General features: G+C 69.3%; 18 protein-coding genes. 8 read left to right on the top strand and 10 right to left on the bottom strand.

Annotated elements, in window-relative coordinates; translation table 11 throughout:
* Positions 1-5: 5 nt before the first annotated feature.
* Complete coding sequence (locus IPF36_RS28905) at positions 6-1091, top strand: ornithine cyclodeaminase (protein WP_135704656.1); 1086 nt, start codon at positions 6-8, stop codon at positions 1089-1091.
* 46 nt (positions 1092-1137) lie between these two features.
* On the opposite strand, the gene IPF36_RS28900 is transcribed toward IPF36_RS28905, so the two are convergent.
* The 7 genes from IPF36_RS28900 to hutU form a co-directional block, all read right to left on the bottom strand.
* Complete coding sequence (locus IPF36_RS28900) at positions 1138-1734, bottom strand: helix-turn-helix domain-containing protein (RefSeq protein WP_135704658.1); 597 nt, start codon at positions 1732-1734, stop codon at positions 1138-1140.
* A gap of 470 nt (positions 1735-2204) precedes the next feature.
* On the bottom strand, positions 2205-3533 hold the full coding sequence (locus IPF36_RS28895) for a sigma-54 dependent transcriptional regulator (RefSeq protein ID WP_135704660.1): 1329 nt from the start codon (positions 3531-3533) through the stop codon (positions 2205-2207).
* Entirely contained in the window at positions 3523-5466 is a 1944-nt protein-coding gene (locus IPF36_RS28890; RefSeq protein ID WP_133093918.1) for an ATP-binding protein, read from the bottom strand. The genes IPF36_RS28895 and IPF36_RS28890 overlap by 11 nt, the downstream gene beginning before the upstream one ends.
* Before the next feature lie 191 nt (positions 5467-5657).
* Complete coding sequence (locus IPF36_RS28885) at positions 5658-6971, bottom strand: dicarboxylate/amino acid:cation symporter (protein ID WP_133093919.1); 1314 nt, start codon at positions 6969-6971, stop codon at positions 5658-5660.
* Positions 6972-7696: 725 nt separating this feature from the next.
* The gene (gene hutG / locus IPF36_RS28880; RefSeq protein ID WP_135704664.1) at positions 7697-8656 is read right to left on the bottom strand and encodes a formimidoylglutamase; all 960 of its coding nucleotides are present in this window, start codon (positions 8654-8656) and stop codon (positions 7697-7699) included.
* Entirely contained in the window at positions 8653-9951 is a 1299-nt protein-coding gene (locus IPF36_RS28875) for an MFS transporter (protein ID WP_133093921.1), read from the bottom strand. Before IPF36_RS28875 ends, hutG begins: the two co-directional genes overlap by 4 nt.
* A 108-nt stretch (positions 9952-10059) precedes the next feature.
* Complete coding sequence (gene hutU, locus IPF36_RS28870; protein ID WP_135704666.1) at positions 10060-11742, bottom strand: urocanate hydratase; 1683 nt, start codon at positions 11740-11742, stop codon at positions 10060-10062.
* Between the two features lie 260 nt (positions 11743-12002).
* Here hutU and IPF36_RS28865 point away from each other — a divergent pair, with 260 nt between their 5' ends.
* Both IPF36_RS28865 and IPF36_RS28860 read left to right on the top strand, forming a co-directional pair.
* Positions 12003-12200, top strand: coding sequence for a type II toxin-antitoxin system VapB family antitoxin (locus tag IPF36_RS28865; protein WP_133093923.1), 198 nt, complete (start codon positions 12003-12005; stop codon positions 12198-12200).
* Positions 12197-12568 carry a type II toxin-antitoxin system VapC family toxin gene (locus IPF36_RS28860; RefSeq protein ID WP_135704668.1) on the top strand — a complete coding sequence of 124 codons (372 nt, stop codon included), beginning with the start codon at positions 12197-12199 and terminating at the stop codon, positions 12566-12568. Before IPF36_RS28865 ends, IPF36_RS28860 begins: the two co-directional genes overlap by 4 nt.
* A 50-nt stretch (positions 12569-12618) precedes the next feature.
* On the opposite strand, the gene hutC is transcribed toward IPF36_RS28860, so the two are convergent.
* Positions 12619-13335: a histidine utilization repressor gene (hutC, locus tag IPF36_RS28855; protein WP_135704670.1), complete on the bottom strand. Its 717-nt coding sequence runs from the start codon at positions 13333-13335 to the stop codon at positions 12619-12621.
* A 35-nt stretch (positions 13336-13370) separates the two neighbouring features.
* The gene (locus tag IPF36_RS28850) at positions 13371-16760 is read right to left on the bottom strand and encodes a diguanylate cyclase (RefSeq protein ID WP_135704672.1); all 3390 of its coding nucleotides are present in this window, start codon (positions 16758-16760) and stop codon (positions 13371-13373) included.
* Positions 16761-17125: 365 nt separating this feature from the next.
* On the opposite strand from IPF36_RS28850, the gene IPF36_RS28845 reads away from it, so the two are divergent.
* Both IPF36_RS28845 and IPF36_RS28840 read left to right on the top strand, forming a co-directional pair.
* On the top strand, positions 17126-17500 hold the full coding sequence (locus IPF36_RS28845) for a nuclear transport factor 2 family protein (protein ID WP_133094225.1): 375 nt from the start codon (positions 17126-17128) through the stop codon (positions 17498-17500).
* A 98-nt stretch (positions 17501-17598) separates the two neighbouring features.
* A complete protein-coding gene (locus IPF36_RS28840; RefSeq protein ID WP_135704674.1) occupies positions 17599-18486 on the top strand; it encodes a cytochrome c in 888 nt (295 codons plus the stop codon).
* Positions 18487-18504: 18 nt separating this feature from the next.
* Here the strand turns inward: IPF36_RS28840 and IPF36_RS28835 are convergent, their stop codons facing one another.
* Positions 18505-19581, bottom strand: coding sequence for an acyltransferase (locus IPF36_RS28835; protein ID WP_135706215.1), 1077 nt, complete (start codon positions 19579-19581; stop codon positions 18505-18507).
* Positions 19582-20026: 445 nt separating this feature from the next.
* Here IPF36_RS28835 and IPF36_RS28830 point away from each other — a divergent pair, with 445 nt between their 5' ends.
* From IPF36_RS28830 to IPF36_RS28820, 3 genes are all read left to right on the top strand, one after another.
* Positions 20027-20500, top strand: coding sequence for a (2Fe-2S)-binding protein (locus IPF36_RS28830; protein WP_133093928.1), 474 nt, complete (start codon positions 20027-20029; stop codon positions 20498-20500).
* A 16-nt stretch (positions 20501-20516) separates the two neighbouring features.
* A complete protein-coding gene (locus IPF36_RS28825; protein ID WP_135704675.1) occupies positions 20517-22781 on the top strand; it encodes a xanthine dehydrogenase family protein molybdopterin-binding subunit in 2265 nt (754 codons plus the stop codon).
* Positions 22782-23041: 260 nt separating this feature from the next.
* A complete protein-coding gene (locus IPF36_RS28820) occupies positions 23042-23329 on the top strand; it encodes an ArsR family transcriptional regulator (protein WP_133093930.1) in 288 nt (95 codons plus the stop codon).
* Positions 23330-23370 lie beyond the last annotated feature (41 nt).

Genomic DNA, 23370 nt, shown 5'->3' with positions numbered 1-23370 from the left:
CAATCATGAAAGAGACCGCCCGTTCGCTGTTCCTCGACGCCAACGACGTGGCCAGGCTGGTGGCCGCGGTCGGCGTGCAGCCCGCCATCGTGCAGATGGCCGACCATGTCCGCCAGGACTTCCTGCGCTGGGATGCCTTCGACAAGTCCGCCCGCCTGGCCAGCCATTCTGCGCGCGGCGTGATCGAGCTGATGCCGGTGAGCGACGGCATCCAGTACGCGTTCAAGTACGTCAACGGCCATCCGCGCAACGCGCAGCATGGCATGCCGACCGTAATGGCGTGCGGCCTGCTGGCCGAAGTGGAAACCGGGTTCCCGCTGATGCTGGCCGACCTGACGCTGGCCACCGCGCTGCGCACCGCCGCCACCTCGGCGCTGGCGGCGCAGGCGATGGCGCGGCCGGGCGCGCGCACCATGGCGCTGATCGGCAACGGCGCGCAGGCCGAGTTTCAGGTGCTTGCCTTCCACGCCATGCTGGGCGTGCGCGAGATTGCCGCCTACGACATCGACCCAGCCGCCACGGCACGGCTGATGCGCAACCTTGCCGGCGTGCCGGGGCTGGTGATCCGCGCCGCGGAGTCGGTGCCGGCCGCGCTGGCCGGCGCCGACATCGTGTCCACCGTGACCGCCGACAAGACCCGCGCCACCATCCTCACGCCGGCGCAGGTGCGCCCGGGCATGCACCTGAATGCGGTTGGCGGCGACTGCCCCGGCAAGACCGAGCTGCATGCCGACATCCTGCGCCAGGCGCGCATCGTGGTGGAGTACGAACCACAGACGCGCATCGAAGGCGAGATCCAGCAGCTGCCCGCCGACTCGTCAGTGACCGAGCTGTGGCAGGTGCTGGCCGGCGCCGCGCCGGGCCGGGCCGCGGCCGACGAAGTGACGGTGTTCGATTCCGTGGGGTTTGCGCTGGAAGACTACGCCGCGCTGCGCTGGCTCTATGCCGCCGCGCATGCCCGGCGGGCGGGCAGGGCGGTGGAACTGGTGGCGATGCCGCCGGACCCGCGCAATCTCTATGGCTGGATGATGGCGCAGGCCGAAGGGCGCGAGGCCGGGCTGGAGCCGCAGAGGCTGGCGTCGCTGGCCTGAGCGCGATGCGCTCCCCTGGGTTGAGCGTTCAGGGGGAGCGCTCGACTCAGCCGGCGCGGCCCATCATCAGCTGGGCGCGCAGGAAGCCCTTGACCTCTTCCAGCGATGGCGTCTTCAGGAACACCATGATGCCCCAGTGCTGCAGCGCGTCGGCCACGCCGTCATAGGCCTGGCGGTTGGTGATGACAGCAAAGATCACATGCTGGCTGGCAAAGAAATTCTGCAGCTTCTCGATGGTGGCCGACTCGGCGTCGTTCAGTTCGTCGACGTAGTACAGCACCACGCGCGGATGCGCGCTGACCGAGGTGATCACGGTGTCGAGCACGTCGTCGACCACCAGGCTCTTGAGCGGCAGCCCCCACTTGCCCAGCTGGCCGTGGATGCGCTGCGCTTCCTGGTGGTTGGGGTGGAACACCACCAGGTCCAGGCCATGGGGCGCCGCGGTTTCGGGCCCGATGCGCGTCGCCAGCAGGCGATGCACGGTTTCCTTGTGGATGCGCCGGTGGCCGCCGTTGGTCTTCCAGGCTCCCAGTTCGCCGCGCTCTACCATCTTCTGGACAGTGCCCAGCGAGACATTGAGCAGTTTTGCCGCTGTACGCGTGCTGTAGTAAGGCTTTTCAGCCAGTGCCGGATCCAGTTTCATCCAATCACCCGTAGTCCTGAAGGCAGGTCGCGCCGGCCAGGCGCGCGCGATGCCAGGCACCTGCACCGCGTATTGTTACTGCCAATGGTTGACTGACCCTGTGTCCTGACCCGCTCCCCCGCTGGTCGGACGATTATTTATCGTCGATTTGATGTTTTTGTCATTTCCCGCAGACTGCCCGCAGTTGATGGCTTTGCATGTCCCGGTTCCGGATTTGCCGGAAGCCCATAATATGCCGCAAAGACCAGGCAATCAGTAAGAAAAAACTACAAATTCATCGCACTTTTGTTTTTCAACGCACACTGAAGACTGTGCCGCTCCACGGGACGCGAGAGCCAGTAACTGGCAGACACCGTGCTGCCCGGGTGGTTCCCCACGCTGCTGCCGTCTTTGCAGCGGCCGCTGAATTCAGCGGCCGCTGCAAAGCACATATATGTCACAACATGATGTATTGCCTGCGCGGCCGGCCGCTACCGGTCTTGCAGGCCGTGCTTGCGAACCTTGTCGAACAGCGTGGTCTTGGCCACGCCAAGCGCCTCGCTGGCGCGGCTGAGGTTGCCGTCGTGCCGGCGCATGGCATCGGCGATCAGCGCGCGCTCGAACTGGTCGACCGCCTGCGCCAGCGGCAGCGCTTCCGGGGCGGCGGTGCCCTGGCCAGGATTGCAGCCCAGCCCGAGGACATGGCGCTCGGCCAGGTTGCGCAGCTCGCGCACATTGCCCGGCCAGGGGTAGGCCACCAGCGCCGCCAGTTCGGCCGCGCTGGCGGGCACGGCCTCGCGCTCGAAGCGCAGCGCCGCCTGCGCGACGAAATGCTCGAACAGCGCCGGCACGTCTTCGCGCCGCTCGCGCAGCGGCGGCAGCTCCAGCGTGATCACGTTCAGGCGGTAGTACAGGTCGGCGCGGAACTGGCCGGCATCGGACAGCGCGCGCAGGTCGGCCTTGGTCGCCGCCACCACGCGCGCGTTGACCGGCACCGGCTGGTTCGAGCCGAGCCGCTCGACCACGCGTTCCTGCAGCACGCGCAGCAGCTTGATCTGCAGCGGCATCGGCATGCTCTCGATCTCGTCGAGAAACAGCGTGCCGCCTTCGGCGTGCTCGATTTTGCCGATGCGGCGGCGCGCGGCGCCGGTGAACGAGCCCGCTTCATGGCCGAAGATCTCGCTTTCGAACAGCTGTTCGGGCAGGCCGCCGCAATTGATGGCGACGAAGTGGCGCGCATGGCGCTGGCTGGCCTCGTGCAGGCAGCGCGCCACCAGCTCCTTGCCGGTGCCGGTCTCGCCGTGGATCAGCACGTTGGCGTCGGTGCCGGCGAGGTCGGCGATGAGCCGGCGCAAGCGCTCGACCGCCTGTGAATGGCCGATCAGGCGGGTTTCGAGTTTTTCGCGTCCGGCCAGGCGTTCGCGCAGTTCTGACACTTCCAGCGCGAGCCGGCGCTGCTCCAGCGCGCGGCGGGTGGCGTCGACCAGCTGCTCGGGCGAGAACGGCTTTTCCAGGAAGTCGTAGGCGCCTTGCTTCATCGCCTGCACCGCCAGGCCCACGTCGCCGTGGCCGGTGATCATGATCACCGGCAGCGCGGGGTCGCGTTCGCGCAGCTGCGCCAGCAGTGCCATGCCGTCCATGCCGGGCAGGCGGATGTCGCTGACCACCACGCCGGCATAGCCGGGGCCGACCTCGCGCAGCGCCGCCTCGGCGCTGCCCACGCCGCGCGTGGCCAGCCCTTCGAGGCGCAGCGCCTGCTCGCAGCCCAGGCGCACGTCGGCATCGTCCTCGACGATCAGTACGGTCAGTTCAGCCGGCATGCGTGGAATCCTGTGGCCTGGCCTCGTGCGGCGCCAGCGGCAGCACCAGCGTGAAGCAGGCACCGCCGTCGGGGTGGTTGGCGGCGGACAGGCTGCCGCCGTTTTCGTTGAGGATGCCGGCCGACAGCGTCAGGCCCAGCCCCAGCCCCTGCCCGGCGGGCTTGGTAGTGAAGAACGGCTCGAACAGCCGCGCGAAGGCTTCCTCGGACAGCCCCGCGCCGTTGTCGCGCACGGTCAGGTGGACCATGCCGCCGCCCACGTGCGCATGCAGCGCGATGCGCGGCGCGGGCCGGCCGATGACCGCGTCGAGCGCGTTGCCGAGCAGGTTGACCAGCACCTGTTCGAGCCGGTTGGGGTCGCAGACCACGGCCAGTTCGGGATCGATGTCGCGCTGCAGCTCGGGCTGCACGGCGTCCACGCGCGTCTGCAGCAGGAACAGCGCATTGTCCACCGCCTCGCCCAGCCGGGCCTGGTTGCGGCCGTTGCCCGACTTGCGCGCGAACGACTTGAGCGCGCCGGTGATGCGGCCCATGCGCTCGACCAGCCCGATGATGGTGTCGAGGTTGGTGCGCACGGTGGCATAGTCGCCGCGCTCGAGGAACTTGCCGGTGTTGCCGGACAGCGTGCGCAGCGCCGCCAGGGGCTGGTTCAGCTCGTGCGCGATGCCGGTCGACATCTGGCCCACCGCGGCCAGCTTGCCGGCCTGCAGCAGGCCGTCCTGCGCCTGGCGCAGCACGGTCTCGGCGCGGATGCGCTCGGTCACCTCGGCCTGCAGCCGGTGGTTGGCGGCGGACAGGTCGGCGGTGCGCTCGGCCACCTTGCGCTCCAGCTCGCTGTTGGCCGCTTCCAGCGCGGCGCGCGCGGCCAGGCGCTCGTTGACGATGCGCCGGCGCACGTTCCAGGCCGCGCCCAGCAGCAGCACGAAGGCAGTCAGTACGCCCGCCAGCGCGGCGCTGTTGAGCGCCGCCACGCGCGCCTGCGAGGTATTGGTCAGCAGCGTCAGCTGCCAGTCGGTGCCGGGCAGCGCGGCATGCTGCGCCAGCATCGGCGGACCGCGGCGCAGGCGCACCAGTTCGTCGCTGCTGCCGCCGTTTTGGTTGGCAAGCTTGCGCACCGATTCCAGCGGCAGCTGCGGCAGTGGCGCGCGGTTGTACTGCAGGCTGCGCGACAGCCGCTGGCGCGCCTCGTCCGACAGCGGGCGCAGCGCGGCCAGCTTCCATGACGGGTCCGAGGCCAGGATCACCACGCCGTTCTCGTCGCTCAGCAGCATCTGGCTGTCGGCGCCCTGCCAGCGGTTCTCCAGCGGCTCCAGCCCGATCTTGACCACCGCCACACCGGCCGGGTTGTCGCGCTCGCCCAGCGGCGCGGACAGGTAGTAGCCCGACTCGCTGCGCGTGGTGCCGACCCCGTAGAAGCGGCCGAGCTGGCCCTCCATGGCGGCCTGGAAGTAGGGGCGGAAGCTGAGGTCCTCTCCCAGGTAGCTGTCGGGGCGCTGCCAGTTGCTGGTGGCCAGTACCCTGCCGTGGGCGTCCAGCACATAGACCACGCGCGTGCCGGCACGGGCATTGAGAGAAGTCAGGTATTCGTTGGCGCGGGCCACGCGCGCGGCGTCGTCCGGGCGCAGCAGCAGTCCGGAGATGCGTTCGTCCAGCGACAGCAGGCCGGGCACGTAGTCGTAGTGCGCCAGCTCGCTTTCCAGCGCCTGCGTGTACAGGCGCAGCTGCACCTGGCCGCGCTCGGCCTGGCGCGCCAGCGCGTTGTCGTAGCTGTAGCGGTAGCCGAGCGCGCCGGCCAGCCCGATCAGCACGGCCAGCGCCAGCAACGCCAGCAGCGGCGCGGCGCCGCGCAGGACGTGGGGCAGGCGCGAGGGCGTGGCGGGTGTGGCGGCGGGCGCGTGCGGAGTGTCGCCGGGAGGGTGGAGCGGGCCGGTCATCAGGAAGTCTGGTCAGGCAAGGGCGAAGCGGCCGCGCCGGCGGGACAGTGATCCATGGCAGTCTTTTCGGAGACCAGGGCGGCGCGGGTGCCTACTTTTACCACACCGGCGCTACCGTGCCCGCGTCATGGATGCAAAAAGGCCCGGTTGCCTTGTCGGCAACCGGGCCCTGGCACGCCTGGCAGGCTGTATTACTTGCCCGCCACGGCCTGGACCGATGCCAGGCTGGTGGTGGTATCCGCGACGACGGGTTCATCCTCGTCGGACAGTACCGGCGCGCCGATGGCGCCTTCGCTTTTGGCGACGACGGCGGTGGCAATGGCATTGCCGAGCACATTGGTCACGGTGCGACCCATGTCGAGTACGTGGTCGATGCCGAGCACCAGCAGGATGCCGGCCTCCGGCAGGCCGAACATCGGCAGCACGGCGGCGACCACCACCAGCGAGGCGCGCGGCACGCCGGCGATGCCCTTGCTGGTGACAAGCAGGACCAGCAGCATGGTGATCTGCTGGGAGAGCGACAGCTCGATGCCATACACCTGGGCCACGAACAGCGCGGCGAACGAGGTGTACATGATCGAGCCGTCCAGGTTGAACGAATAGCCCAGCGGCAGCACGAAGTTGGTGATGCGCTCCTTGACGCCGAAACGGGTCAGCTGGTCGATCACCTTCGGGTAGGCCGACTCGCTGCTGGCGGTGGCGAAGCCGATCATCAGCGGCGCGCGCATCTGCTTGAGCAGGCGGAACACGTCACGGCCCAGGAAGTAGTAGCCGCCGGCGATCAGCGCCACCCACAGCAGCGCCAGCGCCAGGTACAGGCTGCCAATCAGCTTCGCGTACACGACCAGCACGCCCAGGCCCTGCGCGGTGATCACCGCCGCGATTGCGCCGAACACGCCCACCGGCGCGAACGCCATCACGTAGTTGGTGACCTTCAGCATCACGTCGGCCAAGCCCTCGATGCCTTGCAGCACCGGCTTGCCCACGCCGTCCTTGACGGTACCCAGCGCAAAGCCGAAGAACAGCGAGAACACCACGATCTGCAGGATCTCGTTGTGCGCCATCGCCTCGGCGAAGCTCTTGGGGAACATGTGGGCGATGAAGTCGCGCAGGTTCAGGGCGCCGGTCTTCAGGTTCGAGGTGGCGTCCGCGGCCGGCAGCGGCAGGTTCATGCCGTGGCCGGGGTGCAGCACGTTGGCCATCACCAGCCCCAGCAGCAGCGAGGTGACCGAGGCGCCGATGAACCACATCATCGCCTTCGTGCCGATGCGGCCAACGGCGCGGCCGTCGCCCATGCTGGCGATGCCGGTCACCAGCGTGGCGAACACCAGCGGCGCGATGATCATCTTGATCATCCGCAGGAAGATGTCGGTCAGGATGGACAGGTGGTTCGCAATCGATTTGGCGGTGTCGGCGTCCGGCGCCATGTTGTGCGCGGCGGTGCCGGCCAGCACGCCTAGCAGCATCGCAATGAAGATCAGGGTGGGCAGTCGATTCAGTTTCATCGTGGATCAGGCCTGTGCGTCCGTTCCCCGCGGACAGGGTCGGACGTCGGTATTGCGGGATGGCTGGAGGGCTTTTGAGGGCGCCGCACCGGCCATGCGGTTTTTTTCAGCGCGGCAACAGGTGCCAGCGGGTCGCCGGGGCGGCGAGAGGGGGGGTGGGCAAGGCGGGGTCAGTCATGTGTTTCCTCCTTTGTTTTTTGGCGGGGCCGGCGCGCTGGGAAACGTGCCGGCCGACCTGTCTGGGCGCTGTTAGCGGCGGCCTATATTGCACGCGGCGTGCCAGGTGAGAGGGGTCTTTCGGGTTGTGCAACCCGTTGAATTCAAAGGAGAAATTGAAGTGACTCCGGCGCACGATTCGGAGATCCGGATGGGCGGCGCGGAGTGGTGTTCGGGAATCCGAACGGTGATGTAGGTGTAAACCCGAGGATTTGGAGGGGCGGAAGGGGTTTGAATTGCCGCCGGTTTGCTGCCCTCTCCCGCTTGCGGAAGAGAGGTTGGGGGAGAGGGCAGGAGGGTCAAAGGCTGAGGCCTGTGGGTTAAAACCGAGGCCTTGCTTGATGTGGTACCTAGCTAGCCCACCCCTCTCCAACCCTCTCCCCATGAGGGGAGAGGGAGAACACCTTGTTCAGGCTGGTTCGAGCGGCTTGGGTGCACCTTGCTTAGGCTAGTTCGGGCGGTATGGGTGCACCTTGCTCAGGCCAGCTCGATGTTTTGTTGGGCGCGTTTCAGCCGCCCAATAACCGATAGCACAACCTTGCCGCCACCCGCGCCCCACACCCATCCCGGTCATACAGCGGATTGAATTCCGCGATATCCGCCACGCGCAGTTTGCCGCTGTCGCGCAGCCGCGTGGCGATGGCTTCGACCACCGGCAAGGGCACGCCGTAGGCCGCCGGTGCCGACACGGCGGGCATCACCGCGGCGGGCAGCACGTCGAGGTCGATCGTCAGGTAGACATGGTCGGCCTCCGCCACCCATTCATCCAGCGCGGCCAGCCGTGCGTCGAGGTGGCGCTCCTGCAGGTCCACATCCTCCACATACCGCACCCCTAGCGTGCTGGCGCGCGCGAACAGCGCGGCCGTATTGCCGAGCCGGCTCACGCCCAGGCAGGCGTAGTCGAAGCGCAGGCCGCGGCGCTGGCAGTCGATGGCGATCTGGTCGAAGGGCGTGCCCGAGCTGGCGGGCCGGCTGCCGCGCAGGTCGAAGTGCGCGTCCAGGTTGACCACCAGCACGCGGCCGCGGTCGCCGTGCGCGTCCAGGTGCGTGCGCAGGCCCTGCCAGGTGCCCCAGGCCACCTCGTGGCCGCCGCCAAGCACCAGCGGCCAGGCGCCCACCGCCAGCTCGGCGGCGACGGCCTGGCCCAGCCGCCGCTGCGCGTCTTCCAGCGCATCGCCTTCGCAATGGATGTCGCCGCCGTCGATCAGGCGGCCGATGCCATGGGCCGGCACGCCCGCCAGCGCGCGGCGGATCTCGCGCGGGCCGCCGGCGGCGCCGGGGCGGCCCTGGTTGCGCAGCACGCCGGCATCGCAGCAGAAGCCCAGCAGCACCGGCACGCCAGGCGTGCGCGGAGTGTGACGGCCGGCGACGATTTCGAACAGGCGGCGGGTATCGCCCGCCTCGCCGGCATCGCGCCGGCCGCGCCAGACCGTGTCGCCGGCCTGCACGAGTTCGGCCAGGCCGCTCATTTGAGGCGGCGTCCCAGGGTTTCGGGCACCATCGCCAGGCCGATCAGCGAAACCAGGCCGCAGCCGATCACGTACAGCGCCGGGGCATTTGCGTCACCGGTGATCTGGATCAGCCGGGTCGAGAAATACTGCGCGAAGCCGCCGAAGATCGCGATCGCCACGCAATAGGCGATCGACAGGCCGGTGGCGCGCAGGCGCTGCGGCAGCACCTCGCTGACCAGCACCATCGACGCCGGCGCGGTCATCGACATCGGCACCGACAGGCAGCCCACCACCAGCAGCAGGCGCGCCAGCGACGGCTCGGCATTGATCAGCACGAACGCGGGGTAGACCATCACCAGCAGCGCCACGCGCGACCACAGCACCACGGCCTTGCGGCCGATGCGGTCGGCCAGCCGGCCGGCGAACGGCGACAGCGCCACCTGCACCAGCGCCGCGATGCACGCGGCCCAGATGCTCAGCGACAGCGGCATCTTCAGCACGCTCACGGCGTAGTTGCTGATGTAGTAGACGACGATGTAGGTGGACGAGGCCAGGCCGATCATCAGCAGGATGCTGGCAATCACCTCGCGCCCATGCCGGCGCAGCAGCGGCCATTGCGCGGCGTGCTCGCCGTGGCGCGCGGGCGCGGCGGTTTCTTCCAGCCGGCGGCGGATCAGCAGGCCGACCGGGATCACCAGAATGCCGATCAGGAAGGCCAGGCGCCAGCCCCACGCTTCAAGGTCGGCCGGTGCCAGCACGTTGCTCAGCACCAGGCCGGTGATCGCGCCCAGCAGCGCTGCCAGGCCCTGGCTGAACGGCTGCCAGGCGGTATAGAAGCCGCGCGTGCGGTCGTCGGCGTATTCGAGCAGCAGCGCGGTGGAGGCGCCCATCTCGCCGCCGATGGCGAAGCCCTGCACCAGCCGCGCGATCACCACCATGATCGGCGCGAGGATGCCGATCTGCGCGTACGGCGGCGTGACCACGAAGATCAGCGAGCTCAGGCCCATCAGCCACAGCGTCAGCGCGACAGCCGGCTTGCGGCCGGCGCGGTCGGCGTACATGCCGATCAGCAGGCCGCCGAGCGGTCGCATCAGGAAGCCGACGCCAAAGGTGGCGAACGACATCAGCAACTGGCCGGTGGGATTGTCGACAGGGAAGTAGAGCCGGCCGATCAGCGTGGCAAAGAAGCTGTAGACCACGAAATCGTAGAACTCGAGGCCGTTGCCGATGGTGATGGCGGCAATGGCACGCGTGCGCGACAGCGGCGGCTGCGGCGCCGCGACCGCCACGCCGGCGGTGGTGTCGATGGACATGGTGTCTCCGTGAAGGGTATGGCGACGGCCGGATGCGCGCGTGGCGCCCCGGCCGGTAAGACGGCTCTTGGTGGCCTGTAGTGGCCTGTAGTGGCCTGTCGGCCGGGATCAGCCGCGCGATTCGTTACGCAGCATCGGCAGGTCCAGCCCCTGCTCGCGGGCGCAGTCGACAGCGATCTGGTAGCCGGCGTCGGCATGGCGCATCACGCCGGTGGCGGGGTCGTTGTGCAGCACGCGGGCGATGCGCGCGGCGGCTTCATCGGTGCCGTCGCACACGATCACCACGCCGGAATGCTGCGAGAAGCCCATGCCCACGCCGCCGCCGTGGTGCAGCGACACCCAGGTGGCGCCGCTGGCGGTGTTCAGCAGCGCGTTCAGCAGCGGCCAGTCGGACACGGCGTCCGAGCCGTCCTGCATGGCCTCGGTCTCGCGATTCGGGCTGGCGACCGAGCCCGAGTCCAGGTGGTCGCGGCCGATCACGACCGGCGCCGACAGCTCGCCGCTGCGGACCATCTCGTTGAACGCCAGGCCCAGCTTGGCGCGCAGGCCCAGGCCGACCCAGCAGATCCGCGCCGGCAGGCCCTGGAAGCTGATGCGCTCGCGCGCCATGTCGAGCCAGCGGTGCAGGTGCTCGTCATCGGGGATCAGTTCCTTGACCTTGGCGTCGGTCTTGTAGATGTCCTGCGGATCGCCCGACAGCGCGGCCCAGCGGAACGGGCCGATACCGCGGCAGAACAGCGGGCGGATGTACGCGGGCACGAAGCCGGGGAAGTCGAAGGCGTTCGCCACGCCTTCTTCCTTGGCCATCTGGCGGATGTTGTTGCCATAGTCGAAGGTCGGCACGCCCAGCTTCTGGAAATCCAGCATGGCCTGCACATGCGCGGCCATCGAGGCCTTGGCGGCCTTCACCACAACGGCCGGCTCGCGCTGCGCGCGCTCGCGGTATTCGTCCCAGGTCCAGCCGGCGGGCAGGTAGCCGTTGAGCGGGTCGTGCGCGCTGGTCTGGTCGGTGACCATATCGGGGCGCACGCCGCGGCGCACCAGTTCGGGCAGCACTTCGGCGGCATTGGCGCACAGCGCGATCGAGATCGCCTTGCCCTGCGAGGTGTAGCGGTCGATGCGGGCCAGCGCGTCGTCCAGGTCGGTGGCCTGCTCGTCGACGTAGCGGGTCTTCAGGCGGAAATCGATGCGGCTCTGCTGGCATTCGATATTGAGCGAGCAGGCGCCGGCCAGCGTCGCGGCCAGCGGCTGCGCGCCGCCCATGCCGCCCAGGCCCGCGGTCAGCACCCAGCGGCCCTTCAGCTCGCCGTTGTAGTGCTGGCGGCCGGCTTCGACAAAGGTTTCATACGTGCCCTGCACGATGCCCTGGCTGCCGATGTAGATCCAGCTGCCGGCGGTCATCTGGCCGTACATGGCCAGGCCTTTGGCGTCGAGTTCGTTGAAGTGTTCCCAGTTGGCCCAGTGGGGGACCAGGTTGGAGTTGGCGATCAGCACACGGGGGGCGTCGCGGTGGGTCTGGAACACGCCGACCGGCTTGCCGGACTGGACCAGCAGGGTCTGGTCGTCTTCCAGGCGGGTCAGGGCTTCGACGATGCGGTCATAGCATTCCCAGTTGCGGGCGGCGCGGCCGATGCCGCCGTAGACCACCAGTTCCTTTGGATTCTCCGCGACCTCGGGGTCGAGGTTGTTCATCAGCATGCGCAGGGGCGCTTCGGTCAGCCAGCTCTTGGCGGTGAGCTTGGTGCCGTGCGGGGCGCGGATTTCGGTGTCGCGGAAGCGGGTGGTGGTCATTTGGACGGCTCCTTCGGTGTCTCTGTGCTTTGCCTTTGGGTGTCGCTTTTTATTGCGACGCATAGGCATGTATATTCTTGTATATACAGGTACGGATGAATCGGGGTTATCCCGTAGATGAGCCAATGTGGAACTTCGGCTGCCGGGCTAATGCCATGTGATGTTGCCGGCGAGCCTTCGTAAGAAGCTGACGCTGGCGGGCACGAATTCAGGCATTGATTGATGCTAAAATAGATGCAAGATGCTTAACGGAGGTTTCCATGCGTACCACGCTTGCCCTGGACGATGATTTGCTGCGCAAGGCCCAGGCCCTGACGGGCCTGTCAGAAAAATCCTCGCTCGTGCGCGAAGCGCTACGGGCACTGATCGAGCGCGAAAGCGCGCGGCGCCTAAGCCGTCTCGGCGGTACCGAGCCCGACCTGGAATCCGCGCCGCGCCGCCGCCCGGAGCCGGCATGATCCTGGTCGACACTTCGGTATGGATCGACCATCTGCGTACCGGCGACGCGGCACTAGCGGCTTTGCTCGACGCCAGCCGGGTCCTGGTGCATCCGTTTGTGATCGGCGAGATCGCGCTGGGTAGCCTGCGGCAGCGGGACGAGGTGCTGGGCGCTTTGCGTGATTTGCCAGGCGCCGTCGTGGCGACGGACGACGAAGTCGACCGGATGATCGATGACCAGAAGCTTTACGGGATAGGGATTGGCTACGTGGATGCGCATCTGCTGGCCGCCACCCGATTGACGCCCGGCAGTGCGCTATGGACGCGGGATCGTCGCCTGCTCGCGCTCGCCGAGCGTTTGGGGCTGGCCGCGCGGCCTGCGCATTAGCCTGCGCTGCGCCGAAACTCTCAGGACAGGATGCGGATCGCGGGGCCGGGCTATGAAGTGAACCGACCTTCCAACCGGTGCAACGACCCCGGATGCACCAGCCTGACCGACGTCACAACCCGCCCCGCCGACCATGTCCGTCTACGGATCAGCAAACACGGCTCACCCTTGTCGATGTCCAGCAACCCGCATTCCTCCGGATGCGCCAGCACCGCCTCCACCACGTGCTCACCTTCGGTCAGCGGCGCGACGCGCGTCAGGTATTGGTAGGGCGTTTCGCGCGAGAAGTCCTGCTCCAGGTAATCCGGCGCGACGGCGGCATTGACGTAGCGGTCTTCCAGCTGGATCGCGACATCGTCTTCGTAGTGCACGATGACCGAGTGAAACACGCGCTGCTCCAGCGGCACATCCAGCGCAGCAGCCTGCGCCGCGCCGGCGCGTTCCTCCTGTACGCTGACCACCCGCGCATGATGCCGATGCCCCCGAGCAGCAATGTCATCCGCAATATTGTTGACCGCATAAAGCGCGGTCCGCAGCTTGGGCTCCGCAACAAAGGTCCCAACCCCCTGCAGCCGCACCAGCATCCCCTCCGCCGTCAGTTCCCGCAGCGCCCGATGCACGGTCATGCGGCTGACGCCCAGCGCTTCGACCAGCTCGGCCTCGGAGGGCACCCGATGGTGAGGCGGCCAGCTGCCGTCAGCAATCCTGCTGCTGATGTGTTGCTTGACGCGCGCATAGAGCGGCGCCGGCGTGGATTCGAGCGGCAACGGTTTCCCCCGGGTGGCGACAGCCGCCGAATGTATCACGCCCCCTGGCGTTGTTCGACGCCGCGCGGCCCGCACGCCTGCAGGAACGCATCGAGCGGCGTCGGCCGCCCGATCGCATAGCCCTGCGCGAAGTCGACGCCGATCGCGCGCAGCGCTTCGAGCGTGCGCTCATCCTCCACCCACTCCGCCACGGTCTTCACGCCGAGCCGGTGGCCGATGTCGTTGATCGAGCTGACGATCTCGCGGTCGACGGCGTTGTCCGCCAGCTGGCGGATAAAGCTGCCGTCGATCTTCAGGAAATCGACCGGGAACTGCTTCAGGTAGGCAAACGACGACAGCCCCGAGCCAAAGTCGTCGAGCGACACGGTGCAGCCCGCGCGCTTCATCTCCGACACCAGCCGGTTGGCCGCCGCCATGTTGTTGATCAGCGCCGTCTCGGTGATCTCCAGCCGGATGCGGCTGGCGGGCAGCGCGCTGGCGTCCAGCTCGGCATGCAGGAAGGGCAGCAGGAACGGCTCGCCCAGCGAGTTGGCCGACAGGTTGATCGACACCGACAGCCCCGGCACCGCACGCAGCCGCTCGCCGTAGCCGTGCAGCACGTTGTGGATGACCCAGCGGTCGACATGGCCCATCAGGTCGTAGCGCTCGGCGGCGGGAATGAAGGCGCCGGGCAGGATCATGTCCCCGCTCTCGTCGACCATGCGCACCAGGATCTCGATGTGGCGGGATTCGCCGCGGCCCGCGCCGGCAGGCTGCAGCGCGCGGATCTCCTGCGCGAACAGGCGGAAGCGGTTGGCTTCGAGCGCCGAGTGGATGCCCGCGGCGACTTCCAGTTCGCGATGGTGGCGGCGCGCGTCGCTCTCGTCGCGCCGGTAGACCGAGACCCGGCTGCGGCCGGCGGCCTTGGCGGCGTAGCAGGCAACGTCGGCGCGGCTCATCAATTCGCTGACGGGCGGCACGTCGAGGTCGATCGCGGCGATGCCGATGCTGGCGCCGACGTCATAGACCCGACCTTCCCACGGGAAGCGGCGGCCGCGGATCGCGTCGATCACGCCCTGGCAGACCTGCTCGGCCTGGTCCACGGTGCAGTCCTTGAGCAGCAGCGCGAACTCGTCGCCACCGAGGCGCGCCAGCAGGTCGTCGGGGCGCACGTGGTTGCGGATCAGGTAGCCCAGCTCGCGCAGCAGCACGTCGCCGGCGCCGTGGCCGGCGGTGTCGTTGACGATCTTGAAGCGGTCCAGGTCGATGAAGCACAGCGCGGCGCGGTGGCCATGCAGCCGCGCGGCGTCGCAGGCCTCGCGCAGGCGCTTTTCGAACCAGGTGCGGTTGGGCAGGCCGGTGAGCGCGTCGTGCATGGCCGAGCGCGCCAGCTCGCGCTGCAGCGCGCGCGCGGTGGTGATGTCCTGGAACACCAGCACCGCGCCCAGCACCTCGCCGGCGGCGGTCAGCACCGGCGCGGCGGAGTCCTGTACGTCGTGGCGTTCTCCGGTCAGGCTCTGCAGCACCGCGCCGTCCTGCAGGTAGGCAGGCGTCAGCGTACGCAGGCACGATTCGACCGGGCTGGGGATCGGGTCGCCGCTGGCTTCGTCGACGATGCGGAAGACCTGCTCCAGCGGCAATCCGCCGGCGCTGCACATGGTCCAGCCGGTCAGCTGCTCGGCGATCGGGTTCATGAAGGTGACGTGCATATTGGCGTCGGTGCAGATCACCGCGTCGCCGATCGAACGCAGCGTGATATGCAGTCGCTCTTTCTCTTCGAACAGCGCCTCGGTCAGGCGGCGCTGCTCGGTGATGTCCCAGTTGGTGCCGACCAGTGCGTGCGCGATGCCGTCGGCGCCGCGCGTGACCGTGGCCATGGCGCGCACATGGCGCACCGCGCCGCCGGGACGCAGGATCCGGTATTCGGTGTCGAACGGCGCGGCGCCGCGAATGGCCTGGCGCATCTCGGTGCTGACGCGGCTGACGTCTTCGGGGTGCAGCATGGCGATCCACTGCTCGGCCTGCGGCGTGCCCTGCGCGGGATCGGTGCCGTGCAGCGCATGCATGCGCGCATCCCAGGTGATGGCGGTACTGCCGAAGTCCCATTCCCAGATGCCGACACCGCCGGCTTCCACCGCCAGCTGGATGCGGCGCGACAGCCGTTCCAGCTCTTCCTGCACCAGCTTGCGCGCATGGATGTCTTCCACCTGGGCGATGTAGTGCAGCGGCGCGCCGGTGTCTTCGTCGCGCACCAGAGAGACCGCCAGCAGCGCCCAGCGGTACTGGCCATCCTTGTGGCGGTAGCGCTTCTCCATGCGGTAGGACTCGATCTTGCCGTCCACCAGCAGCGCCGCCTGGCGCAGGTCGTCGCTCAGGTCGTCGGGGTGGGTCACCTGCTGGAAGGTGATGGCGCGCAATTCCTCGCCGCTGTAGCCGAGCAGCTCGGTCATGGCGCGGTTGACGATCTCCCAGCGGCCGTCCATGCCAACCAGCGCCATGCCGATCGCCGAATGCTCCATGGCCTGGCGGAAGCGCTTCTCGCTGCCGCGCAGGCTGGCGCGGCCATGGCGGTTCTGTTCGGTCAGGTAGGCGATGCAGACCGGGAACACCATGATCACCGCGGCCGACAGCGGCACCGCTTCATGGCCGTGCCCGACCAGCATCAGCGCCTGCAGCGACAGCGTCGCCACCAGCGTCAGCAGCGCGGTGGCGAACGGGTTGCCCGCCAGCGCCACCAGCACCAGCGGCAGCGACATCGCGGCAAACGGGTCGTGGCCCTGCCATTGCGCGAGCGCGCCGATCGCCAGGCACAGCGCCAGCAGGCCGGCCTGCGGCACCAGCACTGGCCGCGCGAAGGCGGTGCGCACGCGCGCCGGTGTCATCGACAGCATCATCGGCAGCAGCAGCGCCATGCCCAGCGCGCTGGCCTGCCACCAGGTCCACCACACCGACGCAAAGGGCGTGCCGTGCAGTTTGACAATGGCTGCGGCGCCGGCAGTGGCGCCCAGCGCCGGCGCGACGATGCCTGCGACCGCCAGCATCACCGCGAACGATGCCAGCGGCCCGTGGCGGACCAGCCCGGCGTGCCGGTCGAGCAGCCGCAGCAGGCCGGTGGCGCACAGGATCTCGGCCAGGTTGGCGCCGGCCAGCATCAGCGCGCTCGCGGCGCTGTCGCCGGCGGCATGGTTGGCCAGCAGGTTCGCGCCCAGCATGCCGGCCAGCAGCCACGGCGTCTCGCGGCGCGGGCGGTGCAGCAGCAGCCCCAGCGCGAAGGCGTTGGGCAGCCATACCGCGGCCACGTTGCCCGGCAGCCGCGCCAGCCACAGGCCCGCCGCCGCCAGGGCGAAATAGCCGGCAGCGGCGAGCAGCAGCGGCTGCCAGCGGCGCGGCGCGGCGGAATGGACAGTGGCGGCCTGGTGGCGCGGCGGGGCCGTATCGGGCGTCATGGACGGGTGCGGTGCAAAGGGCGGAGCAAAGGGCGGTGCAAATCGATCGGGGCAAGGCGCGCGGACGGACTGCCGCCCAGCGTAGCGGCAACTGTAACGGGGATGGGTACCCGAGCAAAAGCCGGACAGCGGGCTGCCGTGGGCGTTGTTGCCACTGGTGTTCGCGCCGATTTTTTGGTAGGGCAGCGGGGCGGGGGCGGGGTGGCGGAGTCAGTCCGGCGATGACCTCGCGGGTAATCGCGGCGCGGCGCGGCGGCATCCATCATGCAGCCATGGCCTGCCAGCCGGGCCGACCGGAAACCCAACCAGCACAGGAGAACACCATGTCAGCTGCCGTCCCGTCCTCGCAGTCCACCGCTGCCGCCATGCCCGCCGATCCCGCCAGCCTCGCCGACCGCTACCTTGCCGCCTGGAACGAAACCGACCCCGCGCGCCGCCGCGAGCTGATCGCGCTGGCGTGGACCGAATCGGCCAGCTATGTCGATCCGCTGATGCGCGGCGACGGCCATGCCGGCATCGATGCCATGATCGCGGCGGTGCAGGGCAGGTTTCCCGGTTTCCGCTTCACCCGCGTCAGCCCCGTCGACGCGCACGGCGAGCACCTGCGCTTTACCTGGGAGCTCGGCCCCGCGAGCGAGCCGGCGCTGGTGGTCGGCACCGATTTCGCCACCGTCGGCGCCGACGGCCGGCTGGCGCGCATGACCGGCTTTATCGACCGCGCCCCCGCCGGCCTGGCCTGAACGCGGCAAGCGCGTGCCTGTGTGGCCTGCCCCACCGACAGCCCCCTGCCCGCTGGCTGCAAGCTGTTGCATCCAGTGCGGCGGACAGGGGAGCGAAGATGGCGCGTGTTCTGCGAGTGGCGGCGTGGGGGCTGGCCGGCGTGGCCGCCGCCGTGGCAGTGGCGGCCTACGCCGCGGTCTGGGTCGGCGAGCGCAAGGCGTCGCGGACCGTGGCGGTGCAGGTTGCGCCGCTGGCCTTGCGCGACGACGCCGCCGCCATCGCCCACGGCAAATACCTCTATGAATCGCGCGGCTGCATGGAATGCCACGGCGCCGGCGCCGGCGGCAAGCAGGTGTTCGACGATCCCAACGGCCTGCGCGTGCGTGCGCCCGACCTGACCCGCGGCAACCCCGCCATCGCGGCGTACCGCGCCGAGGACTGGGTGCGCAGCGTGCGCCATGGCGTGGCGCCATCGGGCCGGCCGCTGCTGATCATGCCGAGCGAGGACTACAACCGCCTCAGCGACGAAGACCTCAGTGCGCTGGTGGCCTACCTGCGCAGCCTGCCGCCAGGCATGGGCGCGCCTGCCGAGGTCAACCTGCCGTGGCTGGTGCGGGCGCTGTACGGCGTGGGCATGGTGCGGGACGCGGCTTCCAAGATCGACCACAGCCTGCCGGTGCAGCCGGCGCAGGTGCCGGCGCCCACGGCGAAGTACGGCAGCTATGTGGCCAATGCCTGCCTGGGCTGCCACGGACACGATTTCAGCGGCGGCAAGATCCCCGGCGCGCCGCCCGACTGGCCGCCGGCGGCCGACCTGCGCCCGGTCTCGGGCGGCGCCATGTCGCGCTATGGCCAGGCTGGGGCCTTTATCGAGATGATGCGCAGCGGCAAGCGGCCCGACGGCTCGCAGATCAGCCGCGTGATGCCGTTTGACTCGTTCGGGCGCATGAACGATACCGAGCTGACCGCGCTGTACCTGTTCCTCGCCGACATGCCCCGGCGCTAAGGCCGGGCTTGCCGCGCTTCATTGCCTTGCCAGCCTGCGCCCGGCGGCGATGCCCGGCAGCTCCACCCAGCGGTGCAGCAGCAGCGCCAGGCCCAGCGCCAGCCCGGCGTCGATGGCAAAGCGCAGCAGCTGCAGGCCGGTCTGGTCGGGCGTCAGTTCGGGCATCAATCGCTTGACGCCTTCGATCACCGTGGGATGCACCAGGTAGAGCGCGTATGACAGCTCGCCCAGCCACACCAGCGCGCGCGGCACGCGCAGCATGCCGGTATGCTCCGCCGCGACCGCGCCCGCCAGCAGCAGCGCCGCGGGCAGGCCGCGGCCGGCCAGGCTGAAGTCCGGGCCGACCAGCGGCAGCGACAGCGCGAACGCCGCGCAGCCGGTGGCCAGCATCGCCAGCGCGATCGACGGCGTCAGCAGGTGGCGCCAGCGCGCATAGGCCCACGCGAGCAGGCAGCCGAGCAGGAATTCCAGCACCAGCGGATTGCTCGCCATCGCCAGCCATGGAGATGCGAACGGATAGCCCTGCGCGGGATCGGCGACCAGCGTGCCGAAGCGCCACCACGGCAGCACCAGCGTCACCAGCGCGAACAGTGCCAGCACCACCCACAGCGCGCGCCGCCCGGCCAGCAGCAGCCCGAGCGCGAACGCGGCGTAGAACGCGATCTCGTAGTTGAGCGACCAGCCCACATACAGCGCCGGATAGCCGTAGTAGGGCGCATGCGCGGTGGTGGTGGGCAGGAATGCCAGCGACGCGGCGAACAGCGCCGGCGTCACCGGGTTGAGCAGCAGCGCGTGCAGCACCGACATGGCCCAGTACGGCGGCGCCAGCCGGAACGCGCGCCGCACCAGGAAGCTGAACGGACGCTCCGGGCGCGGCCGCGCCAGCACCGCGACCCAGGCAATGATGAAGCCGCTGATGACGAAGAACACATCGACGCCGACATGGCCGCGCTTGATCACGTTGGCGGTCAGCCAGTCCAGCACGGGTGCGTCGGCGCCGCCCAGCGCCAGGCCGGAGTGGTAGACGACCACGAAGGCCGCGGCCAGGCCGCGCAGCGCCTGGATGCTGTCCAGCCGGGCGATGGAAGGGGCGATGGAAGGAGAGACGGCAGGAGAGACGGCAGGAGCGCTGCGGGACGTGGCGGGAGCTTCGGCGCCGCACGGGCGCGCCGCGGGCTGCACGGCGCGTGGCGGTGCTGGCGTACCCGCCACCGGATGATGGCGTTCTGGAATAGTCGACGGCACTGTTTCAGCGGCAGGAATCCGCAAGCGATGAATCCATGAGGGACCGCGGCAGGATGCACAAAGTTCGTGCAAAGCCCGACAAAACGCGCGTTTGCGCCGAGCCCGGCGCACGGCCTCCGGCAAGGTGACCGGAATTGCACTATCCTCACTTGTCCCGTGCGCAACGCCGCGCGCACGGGCAGTGCCCCCGCATCCCCACGCGTTCGCCCTGCGCCGGCCCCTGCTGGCGCGGGCCGCGTGCGGGCCCGGGCACACGCCATGACCAGTGGGCAAACGTACCCAAGGAGTGTCCCCCATGACCACCCTCGACATCAACGTCAACGGCAAGACCCGCACGGTCGACGTGGATCCGTCCACGCCGCTGCTGTGGGCGCTGCGTGACAACCTCGACATGACCGGCACCAAGTTCGGCTGCGGCGTGGCCGCGTGCGGCGCCTGCACCGTGCATGTCAACGGCCAGGCGACGCGCAGCTGCGTGACGCCGGTTTCCGCCGCCGCGGGCGCCAGCATTACCACCATCGAAGGCGTGGACACCGACCGCGTCGGCCGCGCCGTGCTCGACGCGTGGATCAGGCACGATGTCGCGCAATGCGGCTACTGCCAGAACGGGCAGGTGATGAGCGCCATCGGCCTGCTGCGCAGCAAGCCGCGCCCCACCGACGCCGATATCGACCAGGCCATGGCCGGCAACCTGTGCCGCTGCGGCACGTACCAGCGCATCCGCGCGGCGATCAAGGACGCCGCGCGCGCGCTGGCGTCGTTGGCCTGAACACGAGGAGCCGATCATGCGAATCCGAGGCATTGAAGCACTGGCCGGCGGCCAGGGTGGCCAGGGCGACAACTGCGGCGCAGCGCAAGGCGGTGGCATAGCCACGCTCACCCGACGCGGTTTCCTGAAACTCACCGGCCTGGCCGGCGGCGGGCTGGCGCTGGGCGTGGCCCCGCTGGCGCAGGCACAGGCACAGGACGCGGGCAGGTCCAGGGCACCGGCGCCGCAGGCGTTCCTGATCATCGCGCCCGACAACACCGTCACGGTGGCCGTGAACCGGCTCGAATTCGGCCAGGGCGTGCATACCGCGCTGCCAATGGCGCTGGCCGAAGAACTGGATGCCGACTGGCGCAACGTGCGCGCAACGCTGGCACCCGCGGGCGACGCGTACAAGGATCCTGCCTTCGGCATGCAGATGACCGGCGGCTCGACCGCGCTTAACCATTCGTTCCAGCAGTACCGCGAGCTGGGCGCGCGCGCCCGCGCCATGCTGGTGACTGCCGCCGCGCAGAAGTGGCAGGTCGATCCGGCCGGCATCAAGGTCGAGCAGGGCGTGCTGACCTCAGGCAGCCACCGCGCCACCTTCGGCGACCTGGCGCACGCCGCGATGGAGCTGCCCGTGCCGCAGCGGGTCACGCTGAAGGACCCGGCGCAGTTCCGCATCGTCGGCAAGCCCACGCCGCGGCTGGACGCGCGCGGCAAGATGGCGGCGACCACGCCGTTCGGCATCGACACCAGGCTCGACAAGATGGTGGTGGCCGTGGTCGCGCGCCCGCCGCGCTTCGGCGGCAAGGTGAAGTCGTTCAACGCCGACAAGGCGCGCGCGGTGCAGGGCGTGCATGGCGTGATGCAGGTGCCGGTGGACCGCGGCGGCACCGGCGTGGCGGTGATCGGCAGCGGCTACTGGCCGGCCAGGATGGGCCGCGATGCGCTGGAGGTCCAGTGGGAAGACGCGGGCTCCAGAGTCTCGTCGCAGGCGCTGTTCGAAGAGTACGCCAGGCTGGCCGCGCAGCCGGGCACGGTGGCGCGCGCGGGCGAGGGTGATATTGGTGCGGCCATCAACAGTGCCGCGCGCAAGATCGAAGCCGACTTCCGCTTCCCCTACCTCGCGCACGCGCCGATGGAGCCGCTCAACTGCACGCTGCAGCCCGACGTGCAGGGCGGCAAGCTGCAGGCGGTCAAGGTGTGGGTGGGATCGCAGTTCCAGACCGTCGACCAGGCCGCGATCGCGCGCACGCTCGCCCTGTCGCCCGACAAGGTCGTGCTCAATACCATGATGGCCGGCGGCGGCTTCGGCCGGCGCGCGGTGCCGACTTCCGACTACCTCGTCGAAGCGGCCAACGTGCTCAAGGCCTGGGTGGCCGCGGGACACACCGAGCCGCTCAAGGTGATGTGGAGCCGCGAGGACGATATCCGCGGCGGCTACTACCGTCCGCTGCACCTGCACCGCGCGCGCATCGGCTTCGATGCGCAGGGCAAGGTGGTGGGCTGGCAGCACACCGTGGTCGGGCAGTCGATCCTGAAGGGCACGCCGTTCGAACCGTTCATGGTCAAGAACGGCGTCGACGCGACCATGACCGAGGGCATCGTCGAGAACGACTACGACCTGCCGCTGCAGATGTCGGTGCATCACCCGCAGGTGGATGTGCCGGTGCTGTGGTGGCGCTCGGTCGGCAACACGCATACCGCCTTCGTCAAGGAAACGCTGGCCGACGAAATCGCCGCCGCGGCGAAGCAGGACCCGGTGGCGTTCCGGCTGGCGCGCCTCGACGAGAAAAAGCACGCGCGCCACCGTGCCGCGCTGCAGCTGGCGGTGGACAAGTCCGGCTACGGCAAGCGCAAGCTGCCGAAGGGGCACGCGTGGGGCGTGGCGGTGCACGAGTCGTTCAGCACCGTGGTGGCCTATGTGGTCGACGTGTCGCTGGTGAAGGGCGAGCCGCGCGTGCACCGCGTGACCGCCGGCGTGCATGCCAACCGCGTGGTCAACCCGCTGTCGGCCGAGGCCCAGATCCAGGGCGGCTGCGTGTTCGGGCTGGCGATGACGAAGCCGGGGTTTGCCATCGAGATCGAGAATGGCGCCGTGAAGAACAGCAACTTCACCGACTTCCCGCCGCCGCGCATCACCGACGCGCCGGTGGTGGAGGTGTTCTTCGTGCCGTCGCAGGACAACCCCACGGGCCTGGGCGAGCCGGGCGTGCCGCCGATCGCGCCCGCGGTGGCGAATGCGCTGTTCCGGCTGACCGGCAAGCGGCAGCGGCAATTGCCGTTCGTGCTGGCCTGACCGGCCTGACGCAAGGGGTGGCGTGGCGCCCTGCACCGGGCGCCGCGCCGGCGCATCCCCCGAACGCGGCTGGCGGGTGCGTTTGTTGTAACCGCACCAGTGTTTGCGCCGGCATGGCTGCACCCTATTGCGTTTGCGCGCCGGGCCGCGTAGAAAGTGGAGACACTGCGCCGTCCGGCTGCCCCGCTGCCCCCCTGCCTACTGGCGGCGGCCGTCCCGGGCAGCACCGGGCCGGCGCGCCGGACGTTCGAGGTGTGGCCATGGAGACCCAGGAAAGTACCCTAACCCTTGCCCTGATGACGGAGCCCGCGCGGGCCCGCGTGTGCCGCGCGCTGCTCGATGCGGGCGAGAACGGGCTGCCCGCGGCCGACCTGGCCCACATCGCGCAGGTCAGCCTGGCGCGCGCCGGCCACCTGTTCCAGGAACTGGTGCAGGCCGAGGTGCTGGCGCTGTCGATCCAGGAACGCAAGGTCTGCTACGTGCTCAAGGCGCGGCGCGCCGTGACCGAAGCGCTCGGCTACATCGACGCCAGCGGGCTGGCTGACTAAGCAGGCACAAAGCGCATCGGGCGCCGCGCGGACCGCCACGG

Origin of the sequence: Cupriavidus sp. IK-TO18 (genome assembly GCF_015549295.1) — a bacterium.
Lineage (GTDB): Bacteria > Pseudomonadota > Gammaproteobacteria > Burkholderiales > Burkholderiaceae > Cupriavidus > Cupriavidus oxalaticus_A.
Note: the sequence above shows the minus strand (reverse complement) of the source record. Positions and strands in the feature narration are given on the sequence as shown.